General features: G+C 60.5%; 27 protein-coding genes. 19 read left to right on the top strand and 8 right to left on the bottom strand.

Annotated elements, in window-relative coordinates; genetic code table 11:
• The first annotated feature begins 2 nt into the window (after positions 1 to 2).
• From moaD to crcB, 3 genes are read left to right on the top strand one after another with little or no spacing between them, the layout of a single operon-like run.
• The gene (moaD, locus tag AC3WOY_RS04155; RefSeq protein WP_492421095.1) at positions 3 to 260 is read left to right on the top strand and encodes a molybdopterin converting factor subunit 1; all 258 of its coding nucleotides are present in this window, start codon (positions 3 to 5) and stop codon (positions 258 to 260) included.
• A 7-nt stretch (positions 261 to 267) separates the two neighbouring features.
• The gene (moaE, locus tag AC3WOY_RS04150; protein WP_492421094.1) at positions 268 to 747 is read left to right on the top strand and encodes a molybdopterin synthase catalytic subunit MoaE; all 480 of its coding nucleotides are present in this window, start codon (positions 268 to 270) and stop codon (positions 745 to 747) included.
• Complete coding sequence (gene crcB / locus AC3WOY_RS04145) at positions 744 to 1,115, top strand: fluoride efflux transporter CrcB (RefSeq protein WP_492421093.1); 372 nt, start codon at positions 744 to 746, stop codon at positions 1,113 to 1,115. The genes moaE and crcB overlap by 4 nt, the downstream gene beginning before the upstream one ends.
• On the opposite strand, the gene AC3WOY_RS04140 is transcribed toward crcB, so the two are convergent.
• Complete coding sequence (locus AC3WOY_RS04140; RefSeq protein ID WP_492421092.1) at positions 1,112 to 1,651, bottom strand: hypothetical protein; 540 nt, start codon at positions 1,649 to 1,651, stop codon at positions 1,112 to 1,114. The two genes, crcB and AC3WOY_RS04140, sit on opposite strands and share 4 nt — an antisense overlap.
• A gap of 97 nt (positions 1,652 to 1,748) precedes the next feature.
• On the opposite strand from AC3WOY_RS04140, the gene clpB reads away from it, so the two are divergent.
• The gene (gene clpB, locus AC3WOY_RS04135) at positions 1,749 to 4,337 is read left to right on the top strand and encodes an ATP-dependent chaperone ClpB (protein ID WP_492421091.1); all 2,589 of its coding nucleotides are present in this window, start codon (positions 1,749 to 1,751) and stop codon (positions 4,335 to 4,337) included.
• Positions 4,338 to 4,394: 57 nt separating this feature from the next.
• On the opposite strand, the gene AC3WOY_RS04130 is transcribed toward clpB, so the two are convergent.
• Positions 4,395 to 5,186: an AraC family transcriptional regulator gene (locus AC3WOY_RS04130; protein ID WP_492421090.1), complete on the bottom strand. Its 792-nt coding sequence runs from the start codon at positions 5,184 to 5,186 to the stop codon at positions 4,395 to 4,397.
• Between the two features lie 112 nt (positions 5,187 to 5,298).
• Between AC3WOY_RS04130 and AC3WOY_RS04125 the strand changes: the two genes are divergently transcribed.
• The 4 genes from AC3WOY_RS04125 (at position 5,299) to AC3WOY_RS04110 (ending at position 8,119) form a co-directional block, all read left to right on the top strand.
• A complete protein-coding gene (locus AC3WOY_RS04125) occupies positions 5,299 to 6,534 on the top strand; it encodes an MFS transporter (protein WP_492421089.1) in 1,236 nt (411 codons plus the stop codon).
• 107 nt (positions 6,535 to 6,641) lie between these two features.
• Positions 6,642 to 7,136 (top strand): ribonuclease E activity regulator RraA, encoded by a 495-nt coding sequence (rraA, locus tag AC3WOY_RS04120; protein WP_492429183.1) that lies wholly within the window; start codon positions 6,642 to 6,644, stop codon positions 7,134 to 7,136.
• Positions 7,133 to 7,843, top strand: a complete 711-nt coding sequence (locus AC3WOY_RS04115) for a Crp/Fnr family transcriptional regulator (RefSeq protein ID WP_492421088.1) — start codon at positions 7,133 to 7,135, stop codon at positions 7,841 to 7,843. Before rraA ends, AC3WOY_RS04115 begins: the two co-directional genes overlap by 4 nt.
• Before the next feature lie 84 nt (positions 7,844 to 7,927).
• Positions 7,928 to 8,119, top strand: coding sequence for a YgaP family membrane protein (locus AC3WOY_RS04110; RefSeq protein ID WP_492421087.1), 192 nt, complete (start codon positions 7,928 to 7,930; stop codon positions 8,117 to 8,119).
• Here the strand turns inward: AC3WOY_RS04110 and AC3WOY_RS04105 are convergent, their stop codons facing one another.
• The gene (locus AC3WOY_RS04105; RefSeq protein ID WP_492421086.1) at positions 8,120 to 9,178 is read right to left on the bottom strand and encodes a DMT family transporter; all 1,059 of its coding nucleotides are present in this window, start codon (positions 9,176 to 9,178) and stop codon (positions 8,120 to 8,122) included.
• Between the two features lie 403 nt (positions 9,179 to 9,581).
• Between AC3WOY_RS04105 and aceA the strand changes: the two genes are divergently transcribed.
• Entirely contained in the window at positions 9,582 to 10,898 is a 1,317-nt protein-coding gene (gene aceA, locus AC3WOY_RS04100; protein WP_492421085.1) for an isocitrate lyase, read from the top strand.
• A gap of 82 nt (positions 10,899 to 10,980) precedes the next feature.
• On the opposite strand, the gene AC3WOY_RS04095 is transcribed toward aceA, so the two are convergent.
• On the bottom strand, positions 10,981 to 11,640 hold the full coding sequence (locus AC3WOY_RS04095; protein WP_492421084.1) for a cation efflux transmembrane domain-containing protein: 660 nt from the start codon (positions 11,638 to 11,640) through the stop codon (positions 10,981 to 10,983).
• A gap of 80 nt (positions 11,641 to 11,720) precedes the next feature.
• Here AC3WOY_RS04095 and cadR point away from each other — a divergent pair, with 80 nt between their 5' ends.
• The 5 genes from cadR to AC3WOY_RS04070 all read left to right on the top strand — a co-directional run bounded on the left by cadR (position 11,721) and on the right by AC3WOY_RS04070 (position 16,676).
• Positions 11,721 to 12,158, top strand: coding sequence for a Cd(II)/Pb(II)-responsive transcriptional regulator (gene cadR, locus AC3WOY_RS04090; protein ID WP_492421083.1), 438 nt, complete (start codon positions 11,721 to 11,723; stop codon positions 12,156 to 12,158).
• A 49-nt stretch (positions 12,159 to 12,207) separates the two neighbouring features.
• Positions 12,208 to 13,125, top strand: a complete 918-nt coding sequence (locus AC3WOY_RS04085; protein WP_492421082.1) for a 23S rRNA (adenine(2030)-N(6))-methyltransferase RlmJ — start codon at positions 12,208 to 12,210, stop codon at positions 13,123 to 13,125.
• Positions 13,126 to 13,272: 147 nt separating this feature from the next.
• The gene (locus tag AC3WOY_RS04080; protein ID WP_492421081.1) at positions 13,273 to 14,565 is read left to right on the top strand and encodes an EAL and HDOD domain-containing protein; all 1,293 of its coding nucleotides are present in this window, start codon (positions 13,273 to 13,275) and stop codon (positions 14,563 to 14,565) included.
• Positions 14,566 to 14,643: 78 nt separating this feature from the next.
• On the top strand, positions 14,644 to 15,198 hold the full coding sequence (greB, locus tag AC3WOY_RS04075) for a transcription elongation factor GreB (protein WP_492421080.1): 555 nt from the start codon (positions 14,644 to 14,646) through the stop codon (positions 15,196 to 15,198).
• A 137-nt stretch (positions 15,199 to 15,335) separates the two neighbouring features.
• The gene (locus tag AC3WOY_RS04070) at positions 15,336 to 16,676 is read left to right on the top strand and encodes a DUF3422 family protein (protein WP_492421079.1); all 1,341 of its coding nucleotides are present in this window, start codon (positions 15,336 to 15,338) and stop codon (positions 16,674 to 16,676) included.
• Between the two features lies 1 nt (position 16,677).
• Here AC3WOY_RS04070 and AC3WOY_RS04065 read toward each other — a convergent pair whose 3' ends face one another.
• The 4 genes from AC3WOY_RS04065 to AC3WOY_RS04050 are packed head-to-tail and all read right to left on the bottom strand — an operon-like array spanning position 16,678 to position 20,796.
• Positions 16,678 to 18,951 (bottom strand): RelA/SpoT family protein, encoded by a 2,274-nt coding sequence (locus AC3WOY_RS04065; protein WP_492421078.1) that lies wholly within the window; start codon positions 18,949 to 18,951, stop codon positions 16,678 to 16,680.
• 37 nt (positions 18,952 to 18,988) lie between these two features.
• Positions 18,989 to 19,192, bottom strand: a complete 204-nt coding sequence (rpoZ, locus tag AC3WOY_RS04060) for a DNA-directed RNA polymerase subunit omega (RefSeq protein WP_420477120.1) — start codon at positions 19,190 to 19,192, stop codon at positions 18,989 to 18,991.
• A gap of 22 nt (positions 19,193 to 19,214) precedes the next feature.
• Entirely contained in the window at positions 19,215 to 19,859 is a 645-nt protein-coding gene (gene gmk, locus AC3WOY_RS04055) for a guanylate kinase (RefSeq protein ID WP_492421077.1), read from the bottom strand.
• Between the two features lie 43 nt (positions 19,860 to 19,902).
• Positions 19,903 to 20,796 (bottom strand): YicC/YloC family endoribonuclease, encoded by an 894-nt coding sequence (locus AC3WOY_RS04050; RefSeq protein WP_492429181.1) that lies wholly within the window; start codon positions 20,794 to 20,796, stop codon positions 19,903 to 19,905.
• A 91-nt stretch (positions 20,797 to 20,887) separates the two neighbouring features.
• Between AC3WOY_RS04050 and AC3WOY_RS04045 the strand changes: the two genes are divergently transcribed.
• The 5 genes from AC3WOY_RS04045 to hemW all read left to right on the top strand — a co-directional run bounded on the left by AC3WOY_RS04045 (position 20,888) and on the right by hemW (position 25,459).
• Entirely contained in the window at positions 20,888 to 21,895 is a 1,008-nt protein-coding gene (locus AC3WOY_RS04045) for a serine/threonine protein kinase (RefSeq protein ID WP_492421076.1), read from the top strand.
• 11 nt (positions 21,896 to 21,906) lie between these two features.
• Complete coding sequence (locus tag AC3WOY_RS04040) at positions 21,907 to 22,839, top strand: PP2C family protein-serine/threonine phosphatase (protein ID WP_492421075.1); 933 nt, start codon at positions 21,907 to 21,909, stop codon at positions 22,837 to 22,839.
• Between the two features lie 11 nt (positions 22,840 to 22,850).
• On the top strand, positions 22,851 to 23,582 hold the full coding sequence (gene rph / locus AC3WOY_RS04035; RefSeq protein ID WP_492421074.1) for a ribonuclease PH: 732 nt from the start codon (positions 22,851 to 22,853) through the stop codon (positions 23,580 to 23,582).
• A gap of 66 nt (positions 23,583 to 23,648) precedes the next feature.
• Complete coding sequence (gene rdgB, locus AC3WOY_RS04030) at positions 23,649 to 24,233, top strand: RdgB/HAM1 family non-canonical purine NTP pyrophosphatase (RefSeq protein WP_492421073.1); 585 nt, start codon at positions 23,649 to 23,651, stop codon at positions 24,231 to 24,233.
• On the top strand, positions 24,230 to 25,459 hold the full coding sequence (gene hemW, locus AC3WOY_RS04025; RefSeq protein WP_492421072.1) for a radical SAM family heme chaperone HemW: 1,230 nt from the start codon (positions 24,230 to 24,232) through the stop codon (positions 25,457 to 25,459). Before rdgB ends, hemW begins: the two co-directional genes overlap by 4 nt.
• The last annotated feature ends 69 nt before the right edge of the window (positions 25,460 to 25,528 follow it).

Genomic DNA, 25,528 nt, shown 5'->3' with positions numbered 1-25,528 from the left:
ACATGAACATCCAACTCCGCTTTTTTGCAAGCGTGCGCGAGGCGCTCGGCACCAGCCAGGAAACCGTCGCCTTGCCCGGCAACGTCGTCACGGTGGGCGACGTTCGTGCCTGGCTGCGCGAGCGCGGCGGTGCATGGGCCGAGGCGCTGGCCGAGGGCAGGGCGTTGCGCATGGCCTGCAACCAGCAGATGACCGATGCCGGCACCCGTATCAGCGAGGGCTGCGAAGTCGCCTTTTTCCCGCCAGTGACCGGAGGCTGAGGACAATATGGCGATCCGCGTCCAGACCCAGGATTTCGACCTCGGCGCCGAGGTGGCGGCACTGCGTGCAGGGCAGGCGCAGGTTGGCGCCGTCGTGGCCTTTGTCGGCACCGTGCGCGACATGAATGAAGGCGCCGGCGTCAGCGAGATGGAGCTGGAGCACTATCCCGGCATGACCGAGAAGGCGCTGGGGGACATCGTTGCGGAGGCGAAGACGCGCTGGACCATCCTGGATGCGCTCGTAATCCATCGTGTCGGGCCGTTGAAGCCGCAGGACCAGATTGTCCTCGTCGCCGTGACCTCTGCCCACAGGGGCGAAGCGTTTTCCGCCTGCGAATTCATCATGGATTACCTGAAGACGCAGGCGCCGTTCTGGAAGAAGGAAGTCACGCCGCAGGGCGCGCGCTGGGTCGATGCCCGCGTGACGGACGACGAGGCGCTCGCCAAGTGGGGGATCAAGTCCTCCAACTCCGGCACACCCGCATGAGCTGGCTTGCCGTAGGCCTAGGCGCTGCAATCGGTGCATGGCTGCGGTGGGGACTCGGCATCATGCTGAATGCGCTCCACCCGCAGTTGCCATTGGGAACTATTCTGGCAAACCTCGGCGGAGGCTACCTGATCGGGATCTCGGTCGCATTTTTCTCCGCCTTGCCGAGCATTTCGCCCGAGTGGCGGCTCTTCATCGTGACAGGCTTCCTTGGCGGGCTGACGACCTTTTCCACCTTTTCCGCGGAATCCATGCAGCTCCTGCAGCGGGGTGACTATGCCTGGGCGCTTGGGCATTCCGTCCTGCACCTGATCGGGTCAGTGGTTCTGTGCATCGCGGGTTTCGCGACCTACAAAGCGCTCGCCTAATTCAATACCAACGAGGCCGGGGCAGCCAATGTGCCACCGGGCGGCGCCAGATCCAGCCCCCACTCGGCCTTGGCTGCGGCTTCCTGCAACAGGGAAGTGAACCCATGCAGCACCTGCTGCGCAAAGGCGATCTCGAAACCGTTCCCCTCGTTGGGTGAAAGGCTCAACCGGACAGGCTGGCCAGCGCCGAGGCTGAAATTCGCGTTGGTGATCAGGATGGGCGTTTCCCCAAGCGGAAAGCCGCGGATGTCATCCTGATAGACGCTGTCGAAGCTGCCGCTGTCCCGGATCGCCTCGACACTCGCATGATGTTCCATTTCGACAACATGGCCGCTGGCATGCGCCGCCAACGGGTTGTCCAGCGCGACCTGTCTCTCCATTGCTTCCAGCAGGGTTGGCCACAGCGCCTTGATCATCCGGCGCGTGAACCAGGCTCGGATTTCCTGCAGGTCGCCGTCTTCCGCGACGAAGGAGGCACGGCAAAGAATCCGGTCTTCTTCGGCTTGGTAAGTCACCTGAATTTGATGTAGTTCCATCGTCAATTGATTCTGGAATAACCAGAATCAAACATCCATTCTTGAAATGTGGTTTTGCGTCCCTACTTAATCATCAACTCGAATACTGGAGGGTCCCATGCGCCTCGACAAGCTGACAACCAAATTGCAAGAAGCCCTTGCTGACGCCCAAAGTCTGGCAGTCGGCAATGATAACCAATACATTGACCCGGTGCATATCCTGAGCGCCCTGCTGAGCCAGGACGACGGCAGCGCCAGATCGCTGCTGCAGCGCGCAGGCGTGAACGCCGGCGGGCTGTCATCCGCCCTGAAATCGGCGATCGACCGCCTGCCCAAGGTGTCGGGCACCGGCGGAGAAGTGCAGATCGGGCGTGAGTCCGTTGCCTTGCTGAACCTCGCCGACAAGGAGGCACAGAAGCGCGGCGACCAGTTCATCGCCAGCGAAATGGTCCTGCTTGCCCTGACCGACGACAAGTCCACGGCCGGGCAGCTGGCGCGCGACAACGGCCTGACCCGCAAGGCGCTGGAAGCGGCCATCACGGCGGTGCGTGGCGGCGGCAATGTGAATTCGCAGGATGCCGAAGGCCAGCGCGAAGCATTGAAGAAGTACACGCTCGACCTGACCGAACGCGCACGTTCCGGCAAGCTCGATCCGGTGATCGGCCGCGACGACGAAATCCGCCGCGCGATCCAGGTCCTGCAGCGCCGCTCCAAGAACAATCCGGTGCTGATCGGCGAACCGGGCGTGGGCAAGACCGCCATCGTGGAAGGTCTCGCCCAACGCATCGTCAACGGCGAAGTGCCGGACAGCTTGAAGTCCAAGCGCGTGCTCTCGCTCGACATGGCCGCCCTGCTGGCGGGCGCGAAGTACCGCGGCGAATTCGAGGAACGCCTGAAGGCCGTGCTGAAGGAGATCGCGCAGGACGAAGGCCAGACCATCGTTTTCATCGACGAGCTGCACACCATGGTTGGCGCGGGCAAGGCCGAGGGCGCGATCGATGCCGGCAACATGCTCAAGCCGGCGCTGGCGCGCGGCGAACTGCACTGCATCGGCGCGACCACGCTGGATGAGTACCGCAAGTACGTGGAAAAGGATGCCGCACTGGAGCGCCGCTTCCAGAAGATCCTGGTCGACGAGCCGAGTGTGGAGGCGACCATCGCCATCCTGCGCGGTCTGCAGGAAAAGTATGAAGTGCACCATGGCGTGGACATCACCGACCCGGCCATCGTCGCCGCGGCGGAGCTGTCGCACCGGTACATCACCGACCGCTTCCTGCCGGACAAGGCCATCGACCTGATCGATGAAGCCGCATCGAAGATCAAGATCGAGATCGACTCCAAGCCGGAAGTGATGGACAAGCTCGACCGTCGCCTGATCCAGCTGAAGATCGAGCGCGAGGCGGTGAAGAAGGAAATGGACGAGGCATCGCAGAAGCGCCTGGGCCTGATCGAGGAAGAGATCCACAAGCTCGGGCGTGAATATGCCGACCTCGAAGAAGTGTGGAAATCCGAGAAGGCAGCGGTGCACGGCACACAGCACATCAAGGAAGAGATCGAGAAGATCCGCCTACAGATGGAAGAAGCCAAGCGCAAGGGCGACTGGCAGAAGATGTCCGAACTGCAGTACGGCAAGCTGCCGGAACTGGAAGCGCAGCTCAAGCAGGCAGATATCGGCGACACCAGGGCGGCAGAGCGCAAGCTGCTGCGCACCCAGGTCGGCGCCGAGGAAATCGCCGAGGTGGTGTCGCGCGCGACCGGCATCCCTGTGTCGAAGATGATGCAGGGCGAGCGCGACAAGCTGCTGCACATGGAAGACGAACTGCACAAGCGCGTGGTCGGCCAGCACGAGGCGATCGTCGCGGTGTCGGATGCGATCCGCCGTTCGCGCGCGGGCTTGAGCGACCCGAACCGTCCGTACGGCTCGTTCATGTTCCTCGGCCCGACGGGCGTGGGCAAGACCGAGCTGTGCAAGGCGCTCGCATCCTTCCTGTTCGACACCGAGGAGGCGCTGATCCGGATCGACATGAGCGAGTTCATGGAGAAACATTCCGTGGCCCGCCTGATCGGCGCGCCTCCGGGTTATGTCGGCTATGAAGAGGGCGGCTACCTGACCGAAGCCGTGCGCCGCAAGCCGTACAGCGTGATCCTGCTCGACGAAATCGAGAAGGCGCACTCCGACGTTTTCAACGTGCTGCTGCAGGTGCTGGACGATGGCCGCATGACCGACGGGCAGGGCCGTACCGTGGACTTCAAGAACACGGTGATCGTCATGACGTCGAACCTGGGCTCGCACAAGATCCAGTCGATGGAAGAAAGCGATCCGCAACTGGTGAAGCTGGCGGTGATGGCCGAGGTGAAGACGCATTTCCGTCCGGAGTTCGTCAACCGCATCGACGAGATCGTGGTGTTCCATGGCCTCGACGAGAAGCACATCGGTTCGATCGCGCGCATCCAGTTGCAGGTGCTCGAGAGCCGACTGGCGAAGATGGACATCAAGCTGGAGATTACCGACGGCGCCCTGCAGAAGATTGCGGAAGCGGGATTCGATCCGGTGTATGGCGCGCGTCCGCTGAAGCGTGCGATCCAGCAGGAGATCGAGAATCCGCTGTCCAAGCGCATCCTCGAAGGGACGTTCGGTCCGAAGGACGTGGTGTCCGTCACCGCGCGCAACGGCGAACTGGTGTTCGAAAAGGCCGGCACGTTCTGACGGGTAGGTGTTGGCAAGGGAAAAGGCCGCTTCGCGCGGCCTTTTCCCTTTTCCGGATCAAGGCGCCCGGCGCGCGAAAAATGCGCTGGGCGATTGTCCGAAGGTTTTCTTGAACATCGAAGAGAATGCCGACTGGCTTGCATAGCCGAGTTCGCTGGCAACGTGTGACAGGGGTATGCCGCGTGCAATCAGCGGCGCGGCGTGCGCGAGGCGGACTTGCTGGCGCCACTGTCCGAAGCTCATGCCGAGTTCGCTTTCGAACAGCCGGGCGAGCGTCCGCGCGGACGCGCCGACACGCACAGCCCATTCGTCGAGGGTCAGCGCCGAGGCCGGTTCGGCAATCAGCATCTCGCACAAGACCTTGAGCCGCTTGTCATCGGGGAGGGCGACGCGGATGGGCATCGTTGTGGAGCGTGCAAGTTCGTCCAGCATGAGGGCAGAGATCATCGATTCCCGCGTCCCGCCCGCATCGGCCATGGCCAACGCGACGACGAGTTCGCGCAGCAGGGGCGATACCTCCAGCACTTCGCAATCCGCGCCGGGAAAAGGGGAGGCGTCTGCGTGTACGTAGAGCGCCCGCAGACGCGCCTGTTCCAGCGTCGCAACCTCATGCAAGGCCCTTGGCGGAATCCAGATCGCACGCTGCGGCGGCACGATCCACGTACTTTGTCCCACCGTCACGCGCACCACGCCCTCCAGGGCGTAGGTGACTTGTCCCCACTCGTGGCTGTGCGCCGCTAACAACTCCGACGCCTTGAGATCGCGGGCAACCAGGCGCACCGGTCGGTCCGGGGTTGGGGCGCGGCCGGGAAGATTCAGGCGGGTATGGGTGACGGGGACGGTTGCCATGGGGCCTCTCGGATGCGTTGGCGGGATTTCGATAAAACTTGTCGTTCTATCTTAAAACAGACGATGCGCTTTTGCATACACTCATTCCATCGTTTGTCCCCCGGGGAGTCCCATGAGCACTGCAGTTCCCACTCTTCGCCAGGACGCGCAGGTCATTGGCCTGGTCGGCGTCGCGCACGGCGTTTCGCATTTTTTCCATCTGATCCTTGCGCCGCTGTTTCCGTGGCTGAAGGACGCCTTCAGCCTGTCCTACGCGGAACTGGGGCTGCTGATGACGGTATTCTTTGTCGTGTCCGGGATCGGACAGGCGCTGGCCGGCTTCGTCGTCGACCGCGTGGGAGCGCGCGCCGTGCTGTTCTCCGGCATCGGATTCCTCGGCTTGTCCGCGCTTGTCCTGTCGCAGGCAAACAGCTATGCGATGCTGCTCGCCGGCTCCATGCTCGCGGGCATGGGTAACAGCGTGTTCCATCCGGCCGATTTCACGCTGCTCAACAAACGGGTATCGACGCCGCGCCTTGGGCATGCGTTTTCGGTACACGGCATCTCCGGGAACCTCGGCTGGGCGGCAGCGCCGGTCTTCCTCACGTTGATGGCGGGATTGTTCGACTGGCGCACCGCCTTGCTGGCTGCGGCGCTCATTCCGTTTGCGGTGCTTGCACTGCTCTTTGTGTACCGCGACCTGCTGCGCACGGACGAGGTCAGTGCCGCGGTTGCTGCGCCGAAGAAGGACGATGCCGGCAACGCACATATCCTCGACTTCATGCGTCTGCCTGCCGTCTGGCTGTGCTTTGCCTTCTTCTTCATCACGGCGATGGCGCTTGGCGGTATCCAGAGCTTTTCGTCGCAAAGCCTGCGTGATCTGTACGGCATGTCGCTGGCGTCCGCCACTGCCGGGTACACCGCCTACATGCTGGCGTCGGCTGCCGGCATGGTATGGGGCGGTTTCCTGGCATCGAAAGCCACGCGCCACGACCGCACCATTGCGTTTTCCTTCACCGCTGCCGGCCTGTTTGCCCTTGTGATCGCCGCCGGCATCGTCCCGCCGCTGGTCGCGGTGGCCCTGATGGGGGCGATCGGTTTCGGCGCGGGCGTTGCGGGGCCGTCGCGCGATTTGCTCATCCGCGCCGCTGCACCGAAAAATGCGACCGGACGGGTGTACGGCGTCGTGTATTCGGGGCTGGATATCGGGCTTGCCACCGGGCCGGCGCTGTTCGGCGCGCTGATGGATGCGGGGCATCCGTCCTGGGTGTTCGTCGGCATCGGGATCTTCCAGTGCCTTGCAATCCTGACCGCGGTCAGCGTCGGCAGCAATACGGCCAGGAACGCCGCACGCACGCAGGCGGCATGAGCAGGGCATTGATGTAAACCGGACGCATGGTCGCCGGCGTACGATTTCGCACGGTCGATCGCTTACAATCCTGAGTTATTTGCCTTATTTCATCTCGGGAGGAAATGATGACCTTTGCGACCTGCGACATCTGTGACGCCAACGAAGACAAGATTGCGGCCGGCACGCTTTCCGTGCTGCCGCCGGTATTCCAGAAATTCGGCAAGCGCACGGCATTCTCGGGCCAGGCTGCGACCCTGAAGGTTTTTGAAGACAACGTGCTGGTGCGTTCGGCGCTCGAAACCCCGGGCAACGGCCGCGTGCTCGTTGTCGATGGCGGCGGCAGCCTGCGCTGCGCGCTCGTGGGCGGCAACCTCGGCGTGCTCGCCGAGAAGAACGGCTGGGCCGGCATCATTGTCAATGGCTGCATCCGCGATTCCGAAGAAATCAATGGCTGCGACATCGGCGTGCGCGCGCTGGCCACGCATCCGCAACGCAGCATCCGCAAGGGCGTCGGGGAGCGCGAGCTGCGCGTGACGATCGCCGGTGTCGCGGTCAATCCCGGCGACTGGATCTACGCGGACGCCGACGGCGTTCTGGTATCCGCCCAGAAGCTCGATTGACCACGGGCCCCGCCATGACGGTAGCAGCGGACGACCCATCCTTCTCGACGCAACCGATCCTGCAGTCGCTGCCGCCGTCCGTAGCGAAGCAGCTCGCAACGCTGCCGGTGATGGAACTTCCCGGCGGCATGCAGGTATTCGAAACGCGGATGAAATGCGCGGGCTTCCCGATCATCCTGTCGGGGACGGTGCGCGTGTTCAAGTACCTTGCCAACGGGCGGCGCATCGAACTCTACCGGGTCACGCCGGATGAAGCCTGCATTCTCTCGCTTGGCTGCCTGCTGGGCGACGGGCAGTACCCGGCCACGGGCATCACTGCCGGTCCCACCCGGATCATCGTCATGCCGCCCGCGCTCTTCAACGAATGCCTGGCATCCGACGAGCGTTTCCGGACATCGATCTTCCGCGCGCTTGGCGACCGCCTGGTGAATACGATGGAACTGGTGGAAGAGGTGGCGACCCTGCGCCTCGATGTACGTCTTGCGTCGGCCCTCCTGGTGCACGAAAAGTCGGCCAAACCTGCGCCGGACGGCCGCCGGTTTGTCGCCATTACCCATCAGGAACTTGCCGACGAACTGGGCACGGTGCGGGAAATGATCAGCCGCCTGCTGGATGACTTTGAAGCGCAGGGCATGGTGGAGCTTGGGCGAGGACGTATCTGCATTTGCGACGGTGCGAAGCTGAGATTGCTTGCCGCGACGCGTTAGCGCCAGGTTATGTAACCGGGGTTACATACTTCTGCCGGCGCGGAGGCTAACCTGACACAGTTCATTCAACCAATGGAGAGCGTCATGAATGCAAATGTCGGTTCCGTCGACAAGATCATCCGCCTGGTTCTCGCGGCAATCCTGTTCAGCTTGTTTTTCATTCTTCCAGGCGACCAGAAGTGGTTCGGCCTGATCGGCTTTGTGCCTCTGCTGACCGGACTCGTCAACTGGTGTCCGCTCTACATGATCTTCGGGATCAATACCTGCCGTAGATAACTAATGCCGGTGACGATGGTGTATGTCGGGGAAATGGGGGTGCGCGTGCGTCAGCGGCACGTGCTTGTGCGGATGCACATGCGGCTCCTTCCCGTCCCACGGAAAATCATGTGAATGCTGATGGTGCGCATCATGGTAATGGGGGTGCGCATGCAGCATCTTTTCGTGCGTATGCACATGGTCGTGCGATTCCGTCACGTGCAGCCATATGCCGAGCAGCATCAATGCCGCGGCAATCCAGAATGCCGTTCCCGGCTGCTCGCCGGGCAGTGCCAGTGAAATCGCGGCACCGATGAATGGCGCTGCCGAGAAGTACGCCCCGGTACGCGCCGTGCCCAGGTGGCGCAGCGCAAGGACGAACAAGACCAGGCTCAACCCGTATCCGCAGAATCCGACCAGGCCGGCTGCCACGAGCCGGCTTGCATCCGGCAGTGTCGCGCCAAGCCAGCCGAGCGCGAAAGCCAGGTTGACGCAGCCCGCAACCAGTCCCTTGATCGCCGCGATCTGCGTGGCATCGCTCGCCGATACCTTGCGCGTCAGGTTGTTATCGATCGCCCAGCACAGGCAGGCGGCAACAATGCATAACGCGCCCCACGATATGCCCGTGCCGGACTCTTCAGACGGGCTCATTGAAAGGACGACGCCGCCCGCAATGATCAGCAGCATGCCGATGAAGATACGGCGGTCGAACTGTTCCCGGAAGACGAACCATGCAAGCAGCGCCGTCAGTACGCCCTCCAGGTTGAGCAGCAGGGAGGCAGTCGATGCCGTCGTCAGGCTGAGCCCTGTCATCAGGAATACCGGTCCCAGGATCCCGCCGCTCAATACCGCGCCCGCCAGCCAGGGCAGGTCTCCAGCGGTCAGGGAAGCTTCAGCCTTGATGCCGCGGCGTAACAGTGCCCTCACCACCAGCCAAGCGCCGAGGCCGAGCCCGCTGCCGGCATAAAAAATGCCCGCAAGCAGTACAGGCGGCATGTTGCCGACCAGAAGCTTGGCAAATGGCGTACTGGCTCCAAAAAGGACTGCCGCCAGGAGTGCATGTACGATACCTGTGCGCATTGGGAGGGAACTTGTTACGGTTTCACCATGTTCGCATGGACGAATACGAATTTCGAGCTGGCTGGGACAAAATACCCCGCGTGCCGTTCCCCTTTAAGCCGGGGAGAACGAATGCAAGTGCCAGCGGTCGTTAGCACTAATGATTTGAACAAGCTTTACCCCTCCAAATTCCACATCTCGAAATTTCCGTTTTGCAATGTGAAAAAATCGTGCGATACGCACTGTAATAATTTTTCATTTTGAGAAAAAACATTCCGTATCGCGAAATTTAAATATTAAGTATATGAAAAATAAGGAAATAATTTTACTTATATGTCTTATATAAGACCTTGTTGCCCTGCAAAAAACGGCATATGATTCACCCATCGAGTTTTCTTTTTTCTTCATCGTTTTAACCAGGAGAATGACCATGGCATCTCGCGAACAGCAAATCAAAGACTTGGAAAAGGATTGGGCCGAGAATCCGCGCTGGAAGGGCGTCAAGCGCAACTACACGGCAGAAGACGTTGTCCGTCTTCGCGGCTCGAAGCAAATCGAGTACACCCTGGCCAAGGAAGGTGCAGAGAAGCTGTGGAACAAGGTCAACGGCGCAGCCAAGAAGGGCTACGTGAACGCCTTCGGCGCGATCACCGCAGGCCAGGCAATGCAGCAGGCCAAGGCCGGCCTGGAAGCTGTCTACCTGTCCGGCTGGCAAGTCGCCGCCGACGGCAACACTTCCGAAACCATGTACCCCGACCAGTCGCTGTACGCATACGACTCCGTCCCGACCATGGTTCGCCGCATCAACAACACCTTCAAGCGCGCTGACGAAATCCAGTGGTCCCGCGGCATCAACCCGGGCGACGAAGGCTTCATCGACTACTTCCTGCCGATCGTTGCCGACGCAGAAGCCGGTTTCGGCGGCGTACTGAACGCCTTCGAACTGATGAAGAACATGATCTCCGCCGGCGCGGCAGGCGTGCACTTCGAAGACCAGCTGGCTGCAGTGAAGAAGTGCGGCCACATGGGCGGCAAGGTTCTGGTGCCGACGCAAGAAGCCATCGAGAAGCTGACCGCTGCTCGCTTCGCTGCCGACGTCATGGGCGTGCCCACCATCGTCCTGGCACGTACCGATGCTGAAGCTGCCAACCTGATCACCTCCGACCATGATGCGAACGACAAGCCGTTCCTGACCGGCGAGCGCACCAACGAAGGCTTCTACCGCGTCAAGAACGGTCTGGAGCAAGCCATCAGCCGCGGCGTCGCATACGCTCCGTTCGCTGACCTGGTGTGGTGCGAAACCGGCACGCCGGACCTCGGCTTTGCACGTGAATTCGCGCAAGCCGTCCACGCCAAGTGCCCGGGCAAGCTGCTGTCCTACAACTGCTCGCCGTCGTTCAACTGGAAGAAAAACCTCGACGACAAGACCATCGCCGAATTCCAGGAAAAGCTGTCCGAACTGGGCTACAAGTATCAGTTCATCACCCTGGCCGGTATCCACATCAACTGGTACAACACCTTCCAGTTCGCACACTCCTACGCTCGTGGCGAAGGCATGAAGCACTACGTGAACATGGTGCAGGAGCCGGAATTCGCAGCACGCGAAAAGGGCTACACCTTCGTGTCGCACCAGCAGGAAGTGGGTGCCGGTTACTTCGACGAAGTCACCACCGTCATCCAGGGCGGCACGTCTTCCGTGAAGGCGCTGACTGGTTCCACCGAAGAAGAACAGTTCCACTGATCCGCTTCCGCGGTAGGGAATGGAATGAAAAACCGCACTTTCGGGTGCGGTTTTTTTATGCGCAGAAGGAAATGCCGGATTGTCAGTGATGATGCCCTTCATGCGAGTGCGCATGACGCAATTCCGGGCTTCCCCTCATCTCGCCGCGCGCCTGGCGGATCACGCTGAATGACGCATTCAATGCAAGCGCACCCATGAGCAGCGCAACCAGCCAGTCCGGCCAGCCGCTGCCGGAGCCGAATACACCTGCGGCGGCAAGCATGACCGCGACATTGCCGATCGCATCGTTGCGCGTGCACAGCCATACCGAACGCATGTTGGCGTCGCCGCTGCGGAAGGCATACAGCAGCGCGGCGACACCGAGGTTCGCCGATAGTGCGAGCAGGCCGATTATGCCCATCGTCACCGGTTCAGGCACGACACCGGCCGCGACGCTCCATGCGGTCTTGCCCAGCACGAAAACGCCGAACGCCCCCATGCACAGGCCCTTGAACAGCGCCGCCCGGCTGCGCCAGATGGCGGCCATCGACAGGACCATCAGGGATACGCCGTAATTCGCCGCGTCACCGAAGAAATCCACGGCATCTGCAAGCAAGGAAGTGGAGGCAGACTGCAAACCGCCAAAAATCTCGACCCCGAACATGAGTGCATTGACAACAAGCGCAATCCACAACGCACGCCGGTAGCGCGGGTCCTGTGTGGCCTTCGGGGTGCAGGAATGGGCGCAGCAATGGTCAGACATGAAACTTCTCCTTCATCAATGTTTGCCTATTACAGACCCTGTAGCTACTATAGGGTCAAGCATTGCGTGAAAGGATGAGGATGAAGATCGGCGAACTGGCCAGGCATACCGGTTGCGAAGTGGAAACGATCCGCTACTACGAACGGGAAGGGCTGATCCCGACACCGCCGCGCACCGAGGGCAACTACCGCAGCTACAGCGAGCAGGATGCGGAACGCCTGTTGTTCATCCGGCATTGCCGTTCGCTGGGGATGTCGCTCGACGACATCCGTACCTTGCAGCATTTCCAGGCCAGGCCAGAACTGGCCTGCGATGAAATCAATGCCATGCTTGACCGTCATTTGCTGCAGACCGAGCAGCAGATCGCGTCGTTGCAACGCTTGCAAAAACAGCTGCAGACCTTGCGCAGCACCTGCCATTCCCAGCTTGATGCGCAGCACTGCGGCATCCTGCAGAACCTCCAAAGTGCGGCCAGCAGCAGCGAATGCGTATGCCATGACGGGCATGGGCATAGCTGATGCTTGGTAGAATGGGCACCCTTTTCACCATACTCCCCCGGACATCCCCATGCTGAGTTACCGCCACGCCTTCCACGCGGGCAACCATGCCGACGTGCTGAAACATGTCGTGCTGATCCAGTTGCTGCGTTACCTCGGCCAGAAAGACACGCCGTACATGTACATCGACACCCACTCGGGTGCAGGCGTGTACGCGCTCGATACCGGCTATGCCGACAAGAGCCGCGAATATGAAACCGGCATTGCGCGCCTGTGGGACCGGAAGGACCTGCCGGAACCGGTCGCGGAGTATATGCAGCTGATCAAGGACATGAACCCGAGCGGCAAGATGCGCTATTACCCCGGGTCGCCTTACTGCGCCGATAAAGTTGCACGCGAGCAGGACAGAATTCGGCTGTTCGAACTGCATCCGAGCGATGGCAAGCTGCTGGAAGACAATTTCCGCAAGCTCGAGGCGCACGCTGCGGCCCAAGGTCAACGCGGCGGCGTGCGGGGCAAGCGCGTCATGATCAACAAGGACGACGGTTTCACGGGATTGAAGGCATTGTTGCCTCCGCCATCGCGCCGCGGACTGGTGCTGCTCGATCCGCCCTATGAGGTCAAGGACGATTACCGCAAGGTCAAGGACACGCTGGCCGATGCGCTGACCCGCTTCCCAACGGGGACCTATGCAGTCTGGTATCCCGTCCTGCAACGCATGGAATCGCGCGAGCTGCCGGACAAGCTCAAGCGCCTGCAAGGCAAGGACTGGCTGAATGTCACCCTTTCCATCGGCGGTCCTTCGCCGGATGGATTCGGCCTGCACAGCAGCGGCATGTTCATCATCAATCCTCCATGGACGCTCGAACCGATGCTGCGCGAGATGATGCCTTTCCTCGTCAAGGCGCTGGCGCGTGACGAACAGGCGCGTTTTACATTGGAAACCGGTGCGCCGGTTACCGGCATGGGCAGCACGCGAAGGGCGTAACAGGGCGAGGCGGGAATTCCTCCCGCTATCCACTGTCGCACAAATGTATCAGTTTGAAATCGGTGAATCCGCAGGAGATCGCCGATCGTACAATCATTTGCAGACACGTTCTGCGCGTCGCCGTCTACTGCACAACGGTAAATCGCCATGGAGAATCTCGCCCGCGTTTTCTCGCAAGAGGCTGCCGCCCATGCGCATCGCGCGCGGGACTTCTTTCTTGCGCGTCAGCCGATCCTGGACCGGAACCAGGAGCTGTTCGCCTATGAGCTGCTTTTTCGCGAGGCCGAAGCAGACTCTGCGAATGTCACCAATGACCTGTCCGCTACAGCCTCTGTGATTGCCCACGCGGCCGAACTGGGCATGGCCAATGTGATCGGGAGTTCGCTCGGATTCATCAACGTCGATGCGGCAGTGCTGCTGAGCGACTTCATTCACTTCCTGCCCAGGGACCGGGTTGTCCTCGAAATCCTCGAGACGGTAGAAGTGGACGAACGCATCATTGCGCGTGTCGCAGAACTTGCTGCGGCCGGCTACGCAATCGCGCTCGATGACGTGGTCGCGGAGTCGGCCAATGTGCAGAAGCTGCTGCCGCTGGCGGACATCATCAAGGTCGACATCAGCGAACTCAACCAGGACCGGGTGACCCGCCTCGCAGGAAAATTCAAGCAGGCCGGCAAAAGACTGCTCGCCGAGAAAGTCGAGACGCTCGAGCAGTTCCGGCATTGCCTCGATCAGGATTTCGATTATTTCCAGGGCTATTACTTCGCAAAGCCCACCATCCTGGCGGGCAGGAAGCTGACGCCATCCCAGATCGCAATCATGCGCCTGATGACGCAACTGGCGTCGGACGCCGAACTCACGGCAATCGAAAGCAGCATCAAGCACGATGCATCGCTAGGCATGAGTCTGCTGCGCCTTGTTAATGCGCCAGGCGCCGGCGTTCCCGAACAGATCCATTCCCTTGGGCACGCAATGAAGGTGCTCGGGCGGCAGCAGATCCAGCGCTGGCTGCAGATCCTCCTTTATGCCGAGGCGGAAAAGGGCAGGGCCGCAGCTTCCCCGCTGCTGGCACTTGCGACGACACGCGGCAGGCTGCTCGAACTGATCGCGGACGCAATGCACCCTGGAGACCGCCGGATGGCAGGAATCGCGTTCACGGTCGGCATCCTCTCGCTCATGGATGCGCTGTTCGGCCTTCCGATGGAAGAAATCCTCCGCCATCTCTCCGTCGCGGCCGAGGTGAGGGAGGCTCTGCTGGAGCGCCGCGGCATATATGGCGACATGCTGCGGCTGGTCGAATGCATCGAGAAGATCGACACTGCCTGTCCGCAGCTCGCCCCCTTGCTCGACAAGCTGCATTTGTCATCGGAGCAGCTCTACGCGCTGCAGGTTGCCGCTTTCGAATGGAGCGACGCGGTTTCCGCTGGTGGCGTCAACTGATTTTGTTTCCGGAAGTAAATATCGTGAATCATTCCGGTGTTATTACCGGCACGCGGCGCCACCGCTACAATATGCCTCATGAATAAGGCATTCGTAAAAGAATCGGACGGCGATGACGACGACTTGGAAGGCGCAGTTCCCGCCATTCCGGCCGGTTCGAAAAATTACATGACACCGCAGGGGCACCAGCGCATGAAGGATGAGTTGCTGCGGCTGATCGATGTCGAGCGTCCGGAAGTCGTCAAGGTCGTGTCGTGGGCGGCATCGAACGGCGACCGCTCCGAGAACGGCGATTACATCTACGGCAAGCGCCGGCTGCGCGAGATCGACCGCCGCATCCGCTTCCTGACCAAGCGGCTGGATCTTGCCGAAGTCGTGGACCCCAGCGTGCACCATGGCAGCGACCAGGTCTTTTTTGGTGCGACAGTGACCTACGAAAACCAGGCCGGCGAAGAACATACCGTCACGATCGTCGGCATCGACGAACTCGATCCCCTGCATGGAAAGATCAGCTGGATTGCCCCGGTGGCGCGCGCGCTGACCAAGGCGCGTGAAGGCGATTCCGTCGTGCTCAAGACGCCGGCAGGACTGGATGAACTCACCATCCTCGAAGTCAGCTACCCGGCGAAATAGCTGCTCCGCCGCTTGAATCCGGCCGGAATGTCCGCCGGCCGCGCATCGCTGTCGCAATTCGTCAATGTACCGTCACATTTCCGGTACAAAATTTGCAAGAAGAAAAATATCCTGTAAAAAAAATGCCAGACGATTCCATGCCGATTATCTATTCCAGCCTCAACCATGCGTTGCGCGTTCCCCTTGCCGCCGAAGTGCATTCCCGGCCCTTCCTGCGGCTGGAGGCACCGGAAAGCCTGACCCACATCGCCGTCTATGCACGCGAAGAGGGCGATCCCACGACATCCAACGCGGCCGTGCAGCATGCATTCCTCGCCGCCTTGTGTACGCACTTCGGCGTGACGCCGCCGCTGCAGGAAGCGAAATACTTCTTTCATGACTTCGGACGCTTCCGCCTGAAGTGGGAGTGCCACACCGAGTTCGCCACCTACACCTTTGCGGGACGACATGAAGCCGGTACGGTTGCGGAGGCGTTCGAGCGTGTGCCGCTGTTCCAGTTGCCGCAGGAGTGGCTGCTGGGCCTGAAGAGCAAGATCATGGTGGCGGCGCACGTGGTGCTGGACAAATCGAACGGCTCAGCCGAATCCTTTGCCAATGGTCTGGAACGGGTGTTCGAAGGCAGCATGCTGGTCGGCAGCCATGTGCTGCAGGGCGGTGAAGTGTGGACGGATTTCCTCATCCAGTCCGATGGTTTCAGCCGCTTTGTCGTGCGCGACGTCGGCCTGCATGAACAACAGGCGGGACGTTTGGTACAGCGGGTGCTCGAAATTGAAACATACCGGATGATGGCGCTGCTCGGATTGCCGCATGCGCAGCAGGCGACGCCGGTGCTGAATGCGATCGAAGGAGAGCTGGCAACATTGACCGCGGCGATGGTGAACACCGATACCTCGAACGGCAGCCAGCTTCCCGACACGGACGATGAACAAGTCCTGCTCGGCACGATCACCGGACTGGCCGCGCGCATCGAAAAGCTCTCGCTTGCGAACAGCTATCGTTTTTCTGCGTCGCAGGCCTATTTCAGCCTCGTTCATGCGCGTATCGAGGAGTTGCGCGAGACCCGCATCGAGGGCTTCCCTACTGTAGGTGAATTCATGGATCGCCGCCTCACTCCGGCGATGAACACCTGCCAGGCCATCGCGCGCAGGCAGGAGGCGCTCGCCGAGCGAATCGCTCATTCCAATGATCTGCTTCGTACGCGTGTGGGCATCGTGCAGGAGCGGCAGAACCGTCAGATCCTGCACTCCATGAATACCCGCGCGGCCCAGCAGTTGCGACTGCAGCAGGCTGTCGAAGGCTTGTCGGTCGTGGCGATTTCGTACTACACGGTGGGATTGCTCAGCTATGTGGGCAAGGCTGCCAAGGCGGCAGGATGGCCGGTGAATCCGGACATCGCTACCGGCCTGTTACTGCCTCTGATCGCGGGAGGTGTATGGCTGGGTTTGCGGCGGATGCACAAGAGCATCCATACCGCATGAACTAGCCGCGCTCGCGCAGGATCCGCGCCACGCCGGGGATCTTGCGCACGTTGCGGATCAGGCGCGCAAGGTGGATGCGGTCTTCCACCTGCACGGTGAAATGCAACTGCTTCATCAGGTGGTCGCGGTCGTCGTCCATCCCGACATAGGTGATGTTGGCATCGGACTCGCCGATCTCCGCGGCCACGCGCGCAAGCACACCTTTTTCGTTGTCGACCAGGACCTTGATGCGGCAGTCGAAGCGGCGGGTTAGTTCGGCATCCCATACCAGTTCGATCCAGCGGTCCGGCTCCTTCGCATGCTGGCGCTTCGCCACTTCGCAGTCGGTGGTGTGGACAACGATGCCCTGGTCGCGCTTGAGCTGGCCGGTAATGCCGTCACCCGGGATGGGCTGGCAGCATTGCGCAAGCTGCACCGACACGCCTTCGTTGCCGTTGATGGCAACGGGATCCAGCTTGTTGCTCTTCTTTTCGCTGTCGAGCGGCGGCAGGGCAGCCGTCGGGTCGCTCTCCATCAGCGTACGGATATGGCGCGCGACGAGCGTCGCCATGCGCTTGCCTACACCGATATCGGCGTAAAGCTCATCAAGCGACTTCGCGCTGGACTCGTTCAGCAGTTTTTCCACCAGCTCCTGCGGCAAATTCGGATCGATATGCATCGCCGTCAGCGACTGGGCCAGCAGGCGCTTGCCAAGCTCGGTCGATTCGGCGAGGTTGATGGTGCGCAGATGGTGGCGGATCGCCGAACGCGCCTTGCCGGTTCGGACGAAGGTCAGCCAGTTCGGGCTGGGGCGTGAAGTCGGGGCAGTGACGATTTCCACGATGTCGCCATTGCGCAGTTCAGTACGTAGCGCGGAGTGTTCATGGTTGACGCGGGCACCGATTGCCTGATCGCCGATATCGGTGTGGATCGTGTAAGCGAAGTCGAGTACGGTCGCGCCGCGGGGCAGGGCAATGATCTTCGACTTCGGCGTGAAGACGTAGACCGAATCGGGGAACAGATCCACCTTGACGTGTTCGAGGAATTCGGCGGAATCACCCGTCTGCTTCTGGATGTCGAGCAGGGATTGGAGCCAGGCGTGCGTGCGCTGCTGCAGGTCCGTCAGGCTGGCATCGGAATCCTTGTACAGCCAATGCGCCGCCACACCGGCTTCTGCGACGTGGTGCATGTCCTGGGTGCGGATCTGGAATTCGACCGGTGTGCCGTAGGGGCCGATCAGGGTGGTGTGGAGCGACTGGTAGCCGTTCAGCTTGGGAATGGCGATGTAATCCTTGAACTTGCCCGGCATCGGCTTGTACAGCGCGTGCAGGGTGCCAAGTGCGACGTAACAGTTGGCGAAGCTGTCGACGACGATGCGGAAACCGTAGACGTCGAGCACCTGCGAAAAGGACAGGTGCTTGTTGCGCATCTTGCGGTAGATGCCGTACAGCGTCTTTTCGCGGCCGTACACCTGAGCCTTGATGCCGGTAGCGGCCAGCGTGTTGTTCACTGACTCAAGGATCTTGCTGACCACTTCACGCCGGTTGCCGCGTGCCGCTTTCACGGCCTTGGACAGCGTCTTGTAGCGCACCGGAAAAAGGTGCGAGAACGCCAGGTCCTGCAGTTCGCGGTAGATATTGTTCAGGCCGAGGCGATGCGCGATCGGCACATACACTTCCATCGTCTCGCGCGCGATGCGGCGCTTCTTGTCCGGGCTCATGAAGCCCAGGGTGCGCATGTTGTGCAGGCGGTCGGCGAGCTTGATCAGGATGACGCGCACGTCGCGCGCCATGGCCAGCAACATCTTGCGGAAGTTTTCCGCTTGTGCCTCGATCTGGCTCTGGAATTCGATCTTGTCGAGCTTCGACAAACCGTCCACCAGCGTGGCGACGGGAGCGCCGAAGCGCTCGATCAGCTCTTCCTTCTTGACGTCCTGGTCTTCCATGACGTCGTGGAGCAGGGCGGCCATGATGGCCTGCGCGTCAAGCTTCCAGTCGGCACAGATTTCCGCAACGGCAATCGGGTGCGAGATATAGGGTTCCCCCGACTTGCGGATCTGCCCGAGGTGCATCTCATCCGAAAAGCGATACGCTTCCTTCACCTTCTTCATTTCGGAAGGCGTGAGGTAGTCGCCCAGCTTGTTCATCAGCAGGGTAACGGATGCGACACCCGCGTTCTGCGCGGTGTTCGGGTCGTGCTTCAGAGGGGAATCGGGATTCTTGGATGCCGGGCGATCGGACGATGCCCGGTTATTCGGAGCGATTGATAGTGCTGAATCTGGTTGGGTCAGGTTCATACAATAAGCTTATCAGTCGCATGGCCGGTGGCGCTACTTAGCTCGGGACTTTTTTCAGCATTTCGATACCGACCTTGCCGGCAGCGATTTCGCGCAGCGCGATAACCGTCGGTTTGTCCTTGGCTTCGACTTTCGGGGTATGGCCTTGCAGGAGCTGGCGGGCGCGGTAAGTGGCGGACAAGGTCAGCTGGAAGCGGTTCGGGATCTGTTTGAGGCAATCTTCGATGGTGATACGGGCCATAAGTGCTCCTGAAAATACGGTGTCAGCTTAGATTAGCGTGAATACCCAGTTGGGCAAAAAGGGAAGCGTTGCGCGCGGCCTGTTGCGCGAAGCGGCAACGGGATGCTTTGACGATTGCAGTCAATTCCGACAAAGCAGTCGCAAACTCTTGATTAATAATAACATATTCGGACTCCGGGGCGTGCGCGATTTCTCCGCCGGCCGCCAGAATCCGGCGCGTAATCACATGTGGCTCATCCTGCCCGCGCTTCTTAAGCCGCTCTTCCAGTGCGGCGATGGACGGCGGCAGGATAAAGATCTCGACGGCGGTCGGAAACTGCTTCTTGACCTGCTGCGCGCCCTGCCAGTCGATTTCGAGCAGTACGTCGCGGCCGGCTTTCATCTCCTTTTCGATCATCAGGCGCGATGTTCCATAGTAATTACCGTGGACTTCGGCCGACTCCAAAAATTCCCCGGCTTCGCGCCGCTTGAGGAAATCCTCGGCAGTCGTGAAGTGGTATTCGCGTCCGTCCTGCTCGCCCGGGCGAGGCTGGCGGGTGGTGAAGGAGATCGACAGCTTGATGGCGGGTTCCTGCGCCAGCAGGGCGTTGACCAGAGTGGACTTGCCGGCGCCCGAAGGGGCGACCACCATGAACAGGCTGCCGGAAGGGTTGAAGGCTTCGGTCATAGAAGGGATATTGGGTTATGATGTGAAAAAGACAATGCCGGGGTCATTCGAGATTCTGAACCTGTTCCCGCATCTGCTCAATCAGCAGTTTCATCGCCATGGACGCGTCGGACAGCTCCTTCAGCGCGGCCTTGGAGCCAACCGTGTTCGCTTCGCGGTTCAGTTCCTGCATCATGAAATCGAGGCGCTTGCCGACCTGGCCGCCTTTTTTCAGGATGTAACGTGTTTCGCCGAGGTGCGCGGACAGGCGCGACAGTTCTTCCGCGACGTCGATGCGGATACCGTACAGGGTCACTTCCTGGCGGATACGCTCCAGCGCCTCCTCGCGCGACACGGTGGTCGGACCGCCGTTCGGCGCTGCGATGCCCAAGGCTTCCTTCATGCGGTCGGTCGCTTTTTGCTGGAACTGGGCAATTGCCTGAGGGATGAGCGGGGTGATGCGCTGGACGATTGCATCCATCTCGTCGACGCGCGACAGCAGCATTGCCTGCAGGGCTGCACCTTCGCGTGCGCGGGTTTCGACGAAGGCATTCAGCGCATCGCCAATCAGCGCTTGCACTTCTGTCTGCAAGGCTTCCTGGCCGGCTTCCGCATCGGCGACGACGCCCGGCCAGCGCAGGAGTTCGTTGACCGTTAGGGTGGGCGCGTCGGGGAAGCGCTGGAGCACTTCATGTTGCATCTTCGATAATGTGTCGAGCAGCTCACCGTTCAGGTTCTGAACTCCGCCCGCCGCCGCCTTGCGTCCGAAACTGAGTCGGCACTCTACCTTGCCGCGGCTGATGCGTGCCATGATGGCTTCGCGCAACACCGGTTCGAAGCTGCGGAATTCGTCATTGATGCGGAACTGGAGGTCGAGGAAGCGCGAGTTCACGCTTTTCAGTTCGACGGTCAGGGTGCCCGCATCGGTTTCGCGCGTGGTGACCGCGTAACCGGTCATGCTAGAGATCGTCAAAATGTTTCCTTGCTTTACAAATCAGTGATTTATCCACACAATCCTAAGCAACTCTCAGGGAAGCCGCCTCGAAAATATGGCATCGCAAAACAACGCTCCATTGCCGGATGGACTCGAAATTGCTGGATATCGCATTGTAAAGAAGATTGCGTCCGGCGGGTTCAGTATCGTCTACCTTGCCTATGATGAAGATGGCAACGCGGTGGCGATCAAGGAGTATCTGCCAAGCTCGCTGGCACTGCGCCAGCCCGGCGAACTGGTTCCCGCGATTTCCGCCGAAAACCTGCCCGTATTCCGCATCGGCCTTAAGTGCTTCTTCGAAGAAGGCCGCGCGCTTGCCCGCATCTCCCATCCCAACGTTGTCAGCGTCGTGAATTTCTTCCGCGCAAACGACACCGTCTACATGGTGATGGCCTATGAATCCGGGCGTTCGTTGCAGGATCACATCATCCGTCGCCGCGACAAAGGCGAACGGCCGCTGGTGTCGGAGCGTTTCATCCGCAAGATGTTCAACCAGGTGATGAACGGCCTGCGCGAAGTGCATGCCAACAAGCTGCTGCACCTTGACCTGAAGCCGGCAAATATCTACCTGCGCATGGATGGCACGCCGATCCTGCTCGATTTCGGTGCCGCCAGGCAGACACTCAGGGCCGACCAGCCCAAGCTCTATCCGATGTACACCCCCGGCTTCGCGCCGCCCGAGCTGTATGTCAAGAATGGCAACCTCGGCCCGTGGACAGACATCTACAGCATCGGCGCATCGATGTTCGCCTGCATGGTCGGCGCACCGCCGCAACCGGCGGACCAGCGCAAGACGAACGACCGCATGGAAGACCATTTCCGCAAACTGGAGAGCATGTATTCGCGCGAACTGATCCAGGTAATCCGCTGGTCGCTGCGCCTCGAGCCGCTCGAACGGCCGCAGAGCGTGTTCGCACTCCAGAAAGCCCTGCGCGAACAGGTGGTCGAACAGAAGGAACCCGACCTGATCGAGAAGGTCACTGCAAAGCTGCGCAACATGTTCAGCGGTCTCGGCAAGGGCTCGCAGGTCGGCAACACCACCATCCATAACAACACGCGCTAGGCGACAGTCACATGCGATTTTCCGTCTATCAGGAAAGCCACATCGGCGGCCGCAAGAACAACCAGGACCGCATGGGTTACAGCTTCACCCGTGATGCGCTGCTCCTGCTGCTGGCCGACGGCATGGGCGGACATATCCAGGGCGAGATGGCGGCTACGATTGCCTTGCAGACCATCGGATCGCTGTTCCAGCAGAACGCCAACCCTTACATCAAGAAACCCGAGAAGTTTCTCGAGGACAGTTTCTTCTCCGCACATCGCGAGATTCACCGTTACCGCGCAATCAACAATCTACCAGAGACACCGCGCACGACCATCGTTGCCTGCATCATCCAGCACAACAGCGCCTACTGGGCGCATTGTGGCGATTCGCGCCTCTACTGGATGCGGCAGGGACAGATTCTTGCTCGTACGCGCGACCACTCGCGCATCGAGACACTGATCGCACAAGGCAAGGTTGCACCCTCCGAGCGCGATACCCATCCCGACCGCAACAAGCTGTTCAACTGTCTCGGCGCCCCGAACTTGCCGATAGTGGAACTATCTCGCCGCGCCAGCCTGCAGGCCGGAGACGTCATCCTGCTATGTTCGGACGGCCTCTGGTCGGTATTGCCCGACCACGTGCTCGCGCAAAGCCTGCATACGCAAACCGTCGTACGCGCCGTGCCGGAACTGCTTGCGACCGCGACCGGCATCGCCGGCAAAACAAGCGATAATGTCACCGCCCTTGCCATGATGTGGGAGGGCACCAGCGTGCTGCAGGATTCGCCGTCAACGATCACCACGCACACCTTGCCGATCGGCAGCGTCACGACCACCATCCAGGCGCCACGTCATGCCGATCTCGAGCAGGCCGATGCGTTCAATGACAGCGAAATCGAAAAAGCAATCGAAGAAATCCGCGAAGCGATCGAGAAGACCGCTCGCGTTACCTCCAAAAATTAAGAGCCCATCCTATGCAGTTTGAAAAACGCCCGAGCGGACGTGCCGCCGATGTATTGCGCCCCGTACGCCTGACCCGTAATTACACGAAGCATGCAGAGGGTTCCGTCCTCGTCGAATTCGGCGACACCAAGGTCATCTGCACCGCCAGCATCGAAGAAAAAGTGCCCGGCTTCCTGAAAGGAAAGGGGCAAGGCTGGATGACAGCCGAGTACGGAATGCTGCCCCGCTCCACGCACAGCCGGATGGACCGCGAAGCGGCAAAGGGCAAGCAATCCGGAAGGACGCAGGAAATCCAGCGCCTGATCGGCCGCTCGCTGCGCGCCGCGTTCGACCTGAACGCATTCGGCGAGCGTACGCTGCATCTGGACTGTGACGTCATCCAGGCAGATGGCGGCACGCGTACGGCTTCGATCACCGGTGCGATGGTTGCGGCTTACGATGCTTTTTCGAAACTCGCTGCGGCCCAGGTCATTCCAGCTATCCCGGTAAAGCACTTCGTTGCTGCAATCTCCGTTGGCGTTTTCCAGGGGATGCCGGTGCTCGACCTGGATTATGTCGAGGACTCCGACTGTGATACCGACATGAACGTCGTGATGACGGATGCCGGTCATTTTGTCGAGGTGCAGGGAACGGCCGAAGGCGCCGCATTCGACCGCCCGACAATGAACAGGCTTCTCGATCTCGCGGAAGCGGGAATTGCCGATCTCATCAAGCTGCAGAAGGGCACGCTCGGCCTGGCATAACAGGATTTTTCGCAACATATGCGGCGCGAGCAGCAGTGCTGGCGCCGCTTGTCTTTTCAGTATTCCATGACTCGCAAACTCATACTCGCATCCAACAACGCTGGCAAGCTGAAGGAATTCCGCGAGCTGCTCGCCACCGTCGGCTTCGACGTCCACGCCCAGGGTGAATTCAATGTGCCCGAGGCGGAAGAACCTCACATCACCTTCGTCGAGAATGCGCTCGCCAAGGCGCGTCATGCCGCACGCCTGACCGGCATGCCGGCGCTCGCGGACGATTCAGGCGTGTGCGTTACAGCCTTGGGTGGCGCACCCGGCGTGTACTCGGCACGCTATGCCGGCGAGCCGAAATCCGACGCGCGCAACAATGAAAAATTGATCGCCGACCTGGAACCGCACGTCGACAAGTCAGCCTACTATTACTGCGCGCTCGTATTCGTGCGACACGCCGACGATCCGCAACCGGTGATTGCCGAAGGCCGCTGGGATGGTGAAATCATTGCCGAGGCCCGCGGTGAAGGCGGATTCGGCTACGACCCTTATTTCTGGCTGCCCACTCTCGGCAAGACCGTTGCCGAACTGACTGCAGAAGAAAAGAATGGCCTGTCGCACCGGGGCAAGGCACTACGCTCGCTCGTTGAAAAATTTCGATGATTCCAATCAAGCCCATCCATTCCGGCAGTAGCGCAGCAACGCCTGTGGACGCCGCAAGCGCCTTCCTCAAGCCAGGCGCGCTGCACCTGACGGCCTTGCCTCCGTTGTCCCTCTACATCCATTTTCCCTGGTGCGTGAGGAAGTGCCCGTACTGCGATTTCAATTCGCACGAGGTCAAGAACGGTTTTCCGGAAGACGAATATCTGGCCGCATTGCGCAGCGACCTGGAAAGTGCATTGCCGCTGATCTGGGGGCGCAAGGTCTATACGGTGTTCATCGGCGGCGGCACACCCAGCCTCATGTCGGCAGCGGGGCTCGACCGGCTGATGTCGGATATCCGCACATTGCTTCCGCTCGACGGCGCAGCCGAGATAACGATGGAAGCGAATCCGGGCACATTCGAAGCCGAGAAGTTCAAGTCTTACCGTGCAAGCGGCATCAACAGGTTGTCGATCGGCATCCAGAGTTTCAATTCCCGCCATCTTCAAGCACTTGGCCGCATCCATGACGACAGCGAGGCCAGGCGTGCCGTCGAGATCGCGCATGCCAATTTCGACAATTTCAACCTCGACCTCATGTATGCATTGCCGACGCAATCTCTCGACGAGGCTCGCAAGGATGTCTCCACCGCGATCGGCTTCGCACCGCCGCACCTGTCGCTCTACCACCTGACGCTCGAGCCAAACACCTATTTCGCGAAGTATCCGCCGGTAGTTCCCGATGACGATGCAAGTGCCGAGATGCAGGACATGATCCAGCAGATCACGGAGGAGGCGGGCTATCAGCATTACGAGGTATCTGCATACGCGAAGCCCAGGCGGCATGCGCGGCATAACCTCAATTACTGGGAGTTTGGCGACTATCTGGGCATCGGCGCAGGCGCGCATTCCAAGATTTCCTTCCCTCATCGCATCGTGCGCCAGATGCGCTACAAGCAGCCGAAGGCTTATCTGGAGCAGGTGAAACTTGGAGGCCAGATTCAGGAGGAATTCGAGATCGGACGTGGCGACCTCGGATTCGAGTTCATGCTCAATGCGCTGCGACTGAATGGCGGGTTCGAGCCGAATCTGTTTGCAGAGCGCACCGGCCTGACGCTCAACGCAATTGAAAAGTCGCTCAACGAAGCCGAGGCAAAAGGATTGCTGTATCGCGATCACAAAATCATCCGTCCAACGGAACTGGGCCGACGTTTCCTGAACGACTTGCAGCAGATGTTCCTCAACTAAATTTCCCGGCGGGCAGGGCAGTGCAGGGGGAGTCAGGTATAATCCGGTCTGCATCGATCAAGGCAAGTT

Source organism: Noviherbaspirillum sp. FW303-A3 (assembly GCF_058788695.1).
This window is presented reverse-complemented; position numbering and strand designations above follow the sequence as displayed.

Bases quoted from the DNA above. Each gene is read 5' to 3' on its own strand.
- moaD (WP_492421095.1), top strand. From the start codon at position 3: ATGAACATCCAACTCCGCTTTTTTGCAAGCGTGCGCGAGGCGCTCGGC.
- moaE (WP_492421094.1), top strand. From the start codon at position 268: ATGGCGATCCGCGTCCAGACCCAGGATTTCGACCTCGGCGCCGAGGTG.
- crcB (WP_492421093.1), top strand. From the start codon at position 744: ATGAGCTGGCTTGCCGTAGGCCTAGGCGCTGCAATCGGTGCATGGCTG.
- AC3WOY_RS04140 (WP_492421092.1), bottom strand. From the start codon at position 1,651: ATGGAACTACATCAAATTCAGGTGACTTACCAAGCCGAAGAAGACCGG.
- clpB (WP_492421091.1), top strand. From the start codon at position 1,749: ATGCGCCTCGACAAGCTGACAACCAAATTGCAAGAAGCCCTTGCTGAC.
- AC3WOY_RS04130 (WP_492421090.1), bottom strand. From the start codon at position 5,186: ATGGCAACCGTCCCCGTCACCCATACCCGCCTGAATCTTCCCGGCCGC.
- AC3WOY_RS04125 (WP_492421089.1), top strand. From the start codon at position 5,299: ATGAGCACTGCAGTTCCCACTCTTCGCCAGGACGCGCAGGTCATTGGC.
- rraA (WP_492429183.1), top strand. From the start codon at position 6,642: ATGACCTTTGCGACCTGCGACATCTGTGACGCCAACGAAGACAAGATT.
- AC3WOY_RS04110 (WP_492421087.1), top strand. From the start codon at position 7,928: ATGAATGCAAATGTCGGTTCCGTCGACAAGATCATCCGCCTGGTTCTC.
- AC3WOY_RS04105 (WP_492421086.1), bottom strand. From the start codon at position 9,178: ATGCGCACAGGTATCGTACATGCACTCCTGGCGGCAGTCCTTTTTGGA.
- aceA (WP_492421085.1), top strand. From the start codon at position 9,582: ATGACCATGGCATCTCGCGAACAGCAAATCAAAGACTTGGAAAAGGAT.
- AC3WOY_RS04095 (WP_492421084.1), bottom strand. From the start codon at position 11,640: ATGTCTGACCATTGCTGCGCCCATTCCTGCACCCCGAAGGCCACACAG.
- cadR (WP_492421083.1), top strand. From the start codon at position 11,721: ATGAAGATCGGCGAACTGGCCAGGCATACCGGTTGCGAAGTGGAAACG.
- AC3WOY_RS04085 (WP_492421082.1), top strand. From the start codon at position 12,208: ATGCTGAGTTACCGCCACGCCTTCCACGCGGGCAACCATGCCGACGTG.
- AC3WOY_RS04080 (WP_492421081.1), top strand. From the start codon at position 13,273: ATGGAGAATCTCGCCCGCGTTTTCTCGCAAGAGGCTGCCGCCCATGCG.
- greB (WP_492421080.1), top strand. From the start codon at position 14,644: ATGAATAAGGCATTCGTAAAAGAATCGGACGGCGATGACGACGACTTG.
- AC3WOY_RS04070 (WP_492421079.1), top strand. From the start codon at position 15,336: ATGCCGATTATCTATTCCAGCCTCAACCATGCGTTGCGCGTTCCCCTT.
- AC3WOY_RS04065 (WP_492421078.1), bottom strand. From the start codon at position 18,951: ATGAACCTGACCCAACCAGATTCAGCACTATCAATCGCTCCGAATAAC.
- rpoZ (WP_420477120.1), bottom strand. From the start codon at position 19,192: ATGGCCCGTATCACCATCGAAGATTGCCTCAAACAGATCCCGAACCGC.
- gmk (WP_492421077.1), bottom strand. From the start codon at position 19,859: ATGACCGAAGCCTTCAACCCTTCCGGCAGCCTGTTCATGGTGGTCGCC.
- AC3WOY_RS04050 (WP_492429181.1), bottom strand. From the start codon at position 20,796: ATGACCGGTTACGCGGTCACCACGCGCGAAACCGATGCGGGCACCCTG.
- AC3WOY_RS04045 (WP_492421076.1), top strand. From the start codon at position 20,888: ATGGCATCGCAAAACAACGCTCCATTGCCGGATGGACTCGAAATTGCT.
- AC3WOY_RS04040 (WP_492421075.1), top strand. From the start codon at position 21,907: ATGCGATTTTCCGTCTATCAGGAAAGCCACATCGGCGGCCGCAAGAAC.
- rph (WP_492421074.1), top strand. From the start codon at position 22,851: ATGCAGTTTGAAAAACGCCCGAGCGGACGTGCCGCCGATGTATTGCGC.
- rdgB (WP_492421073.1), top strand. From the start codon at position 23,649: ATGACTCGCAAACTCATACTCGCATCCAACAACGCTGGCAAGCTGAAG.
- hemW (WP_492421072.1), top strand. From the start codon at position 24,230: ATGATTCCAATCAAGCCCATCCATTCCGGCAGTAGCGCAGCAACGCCT.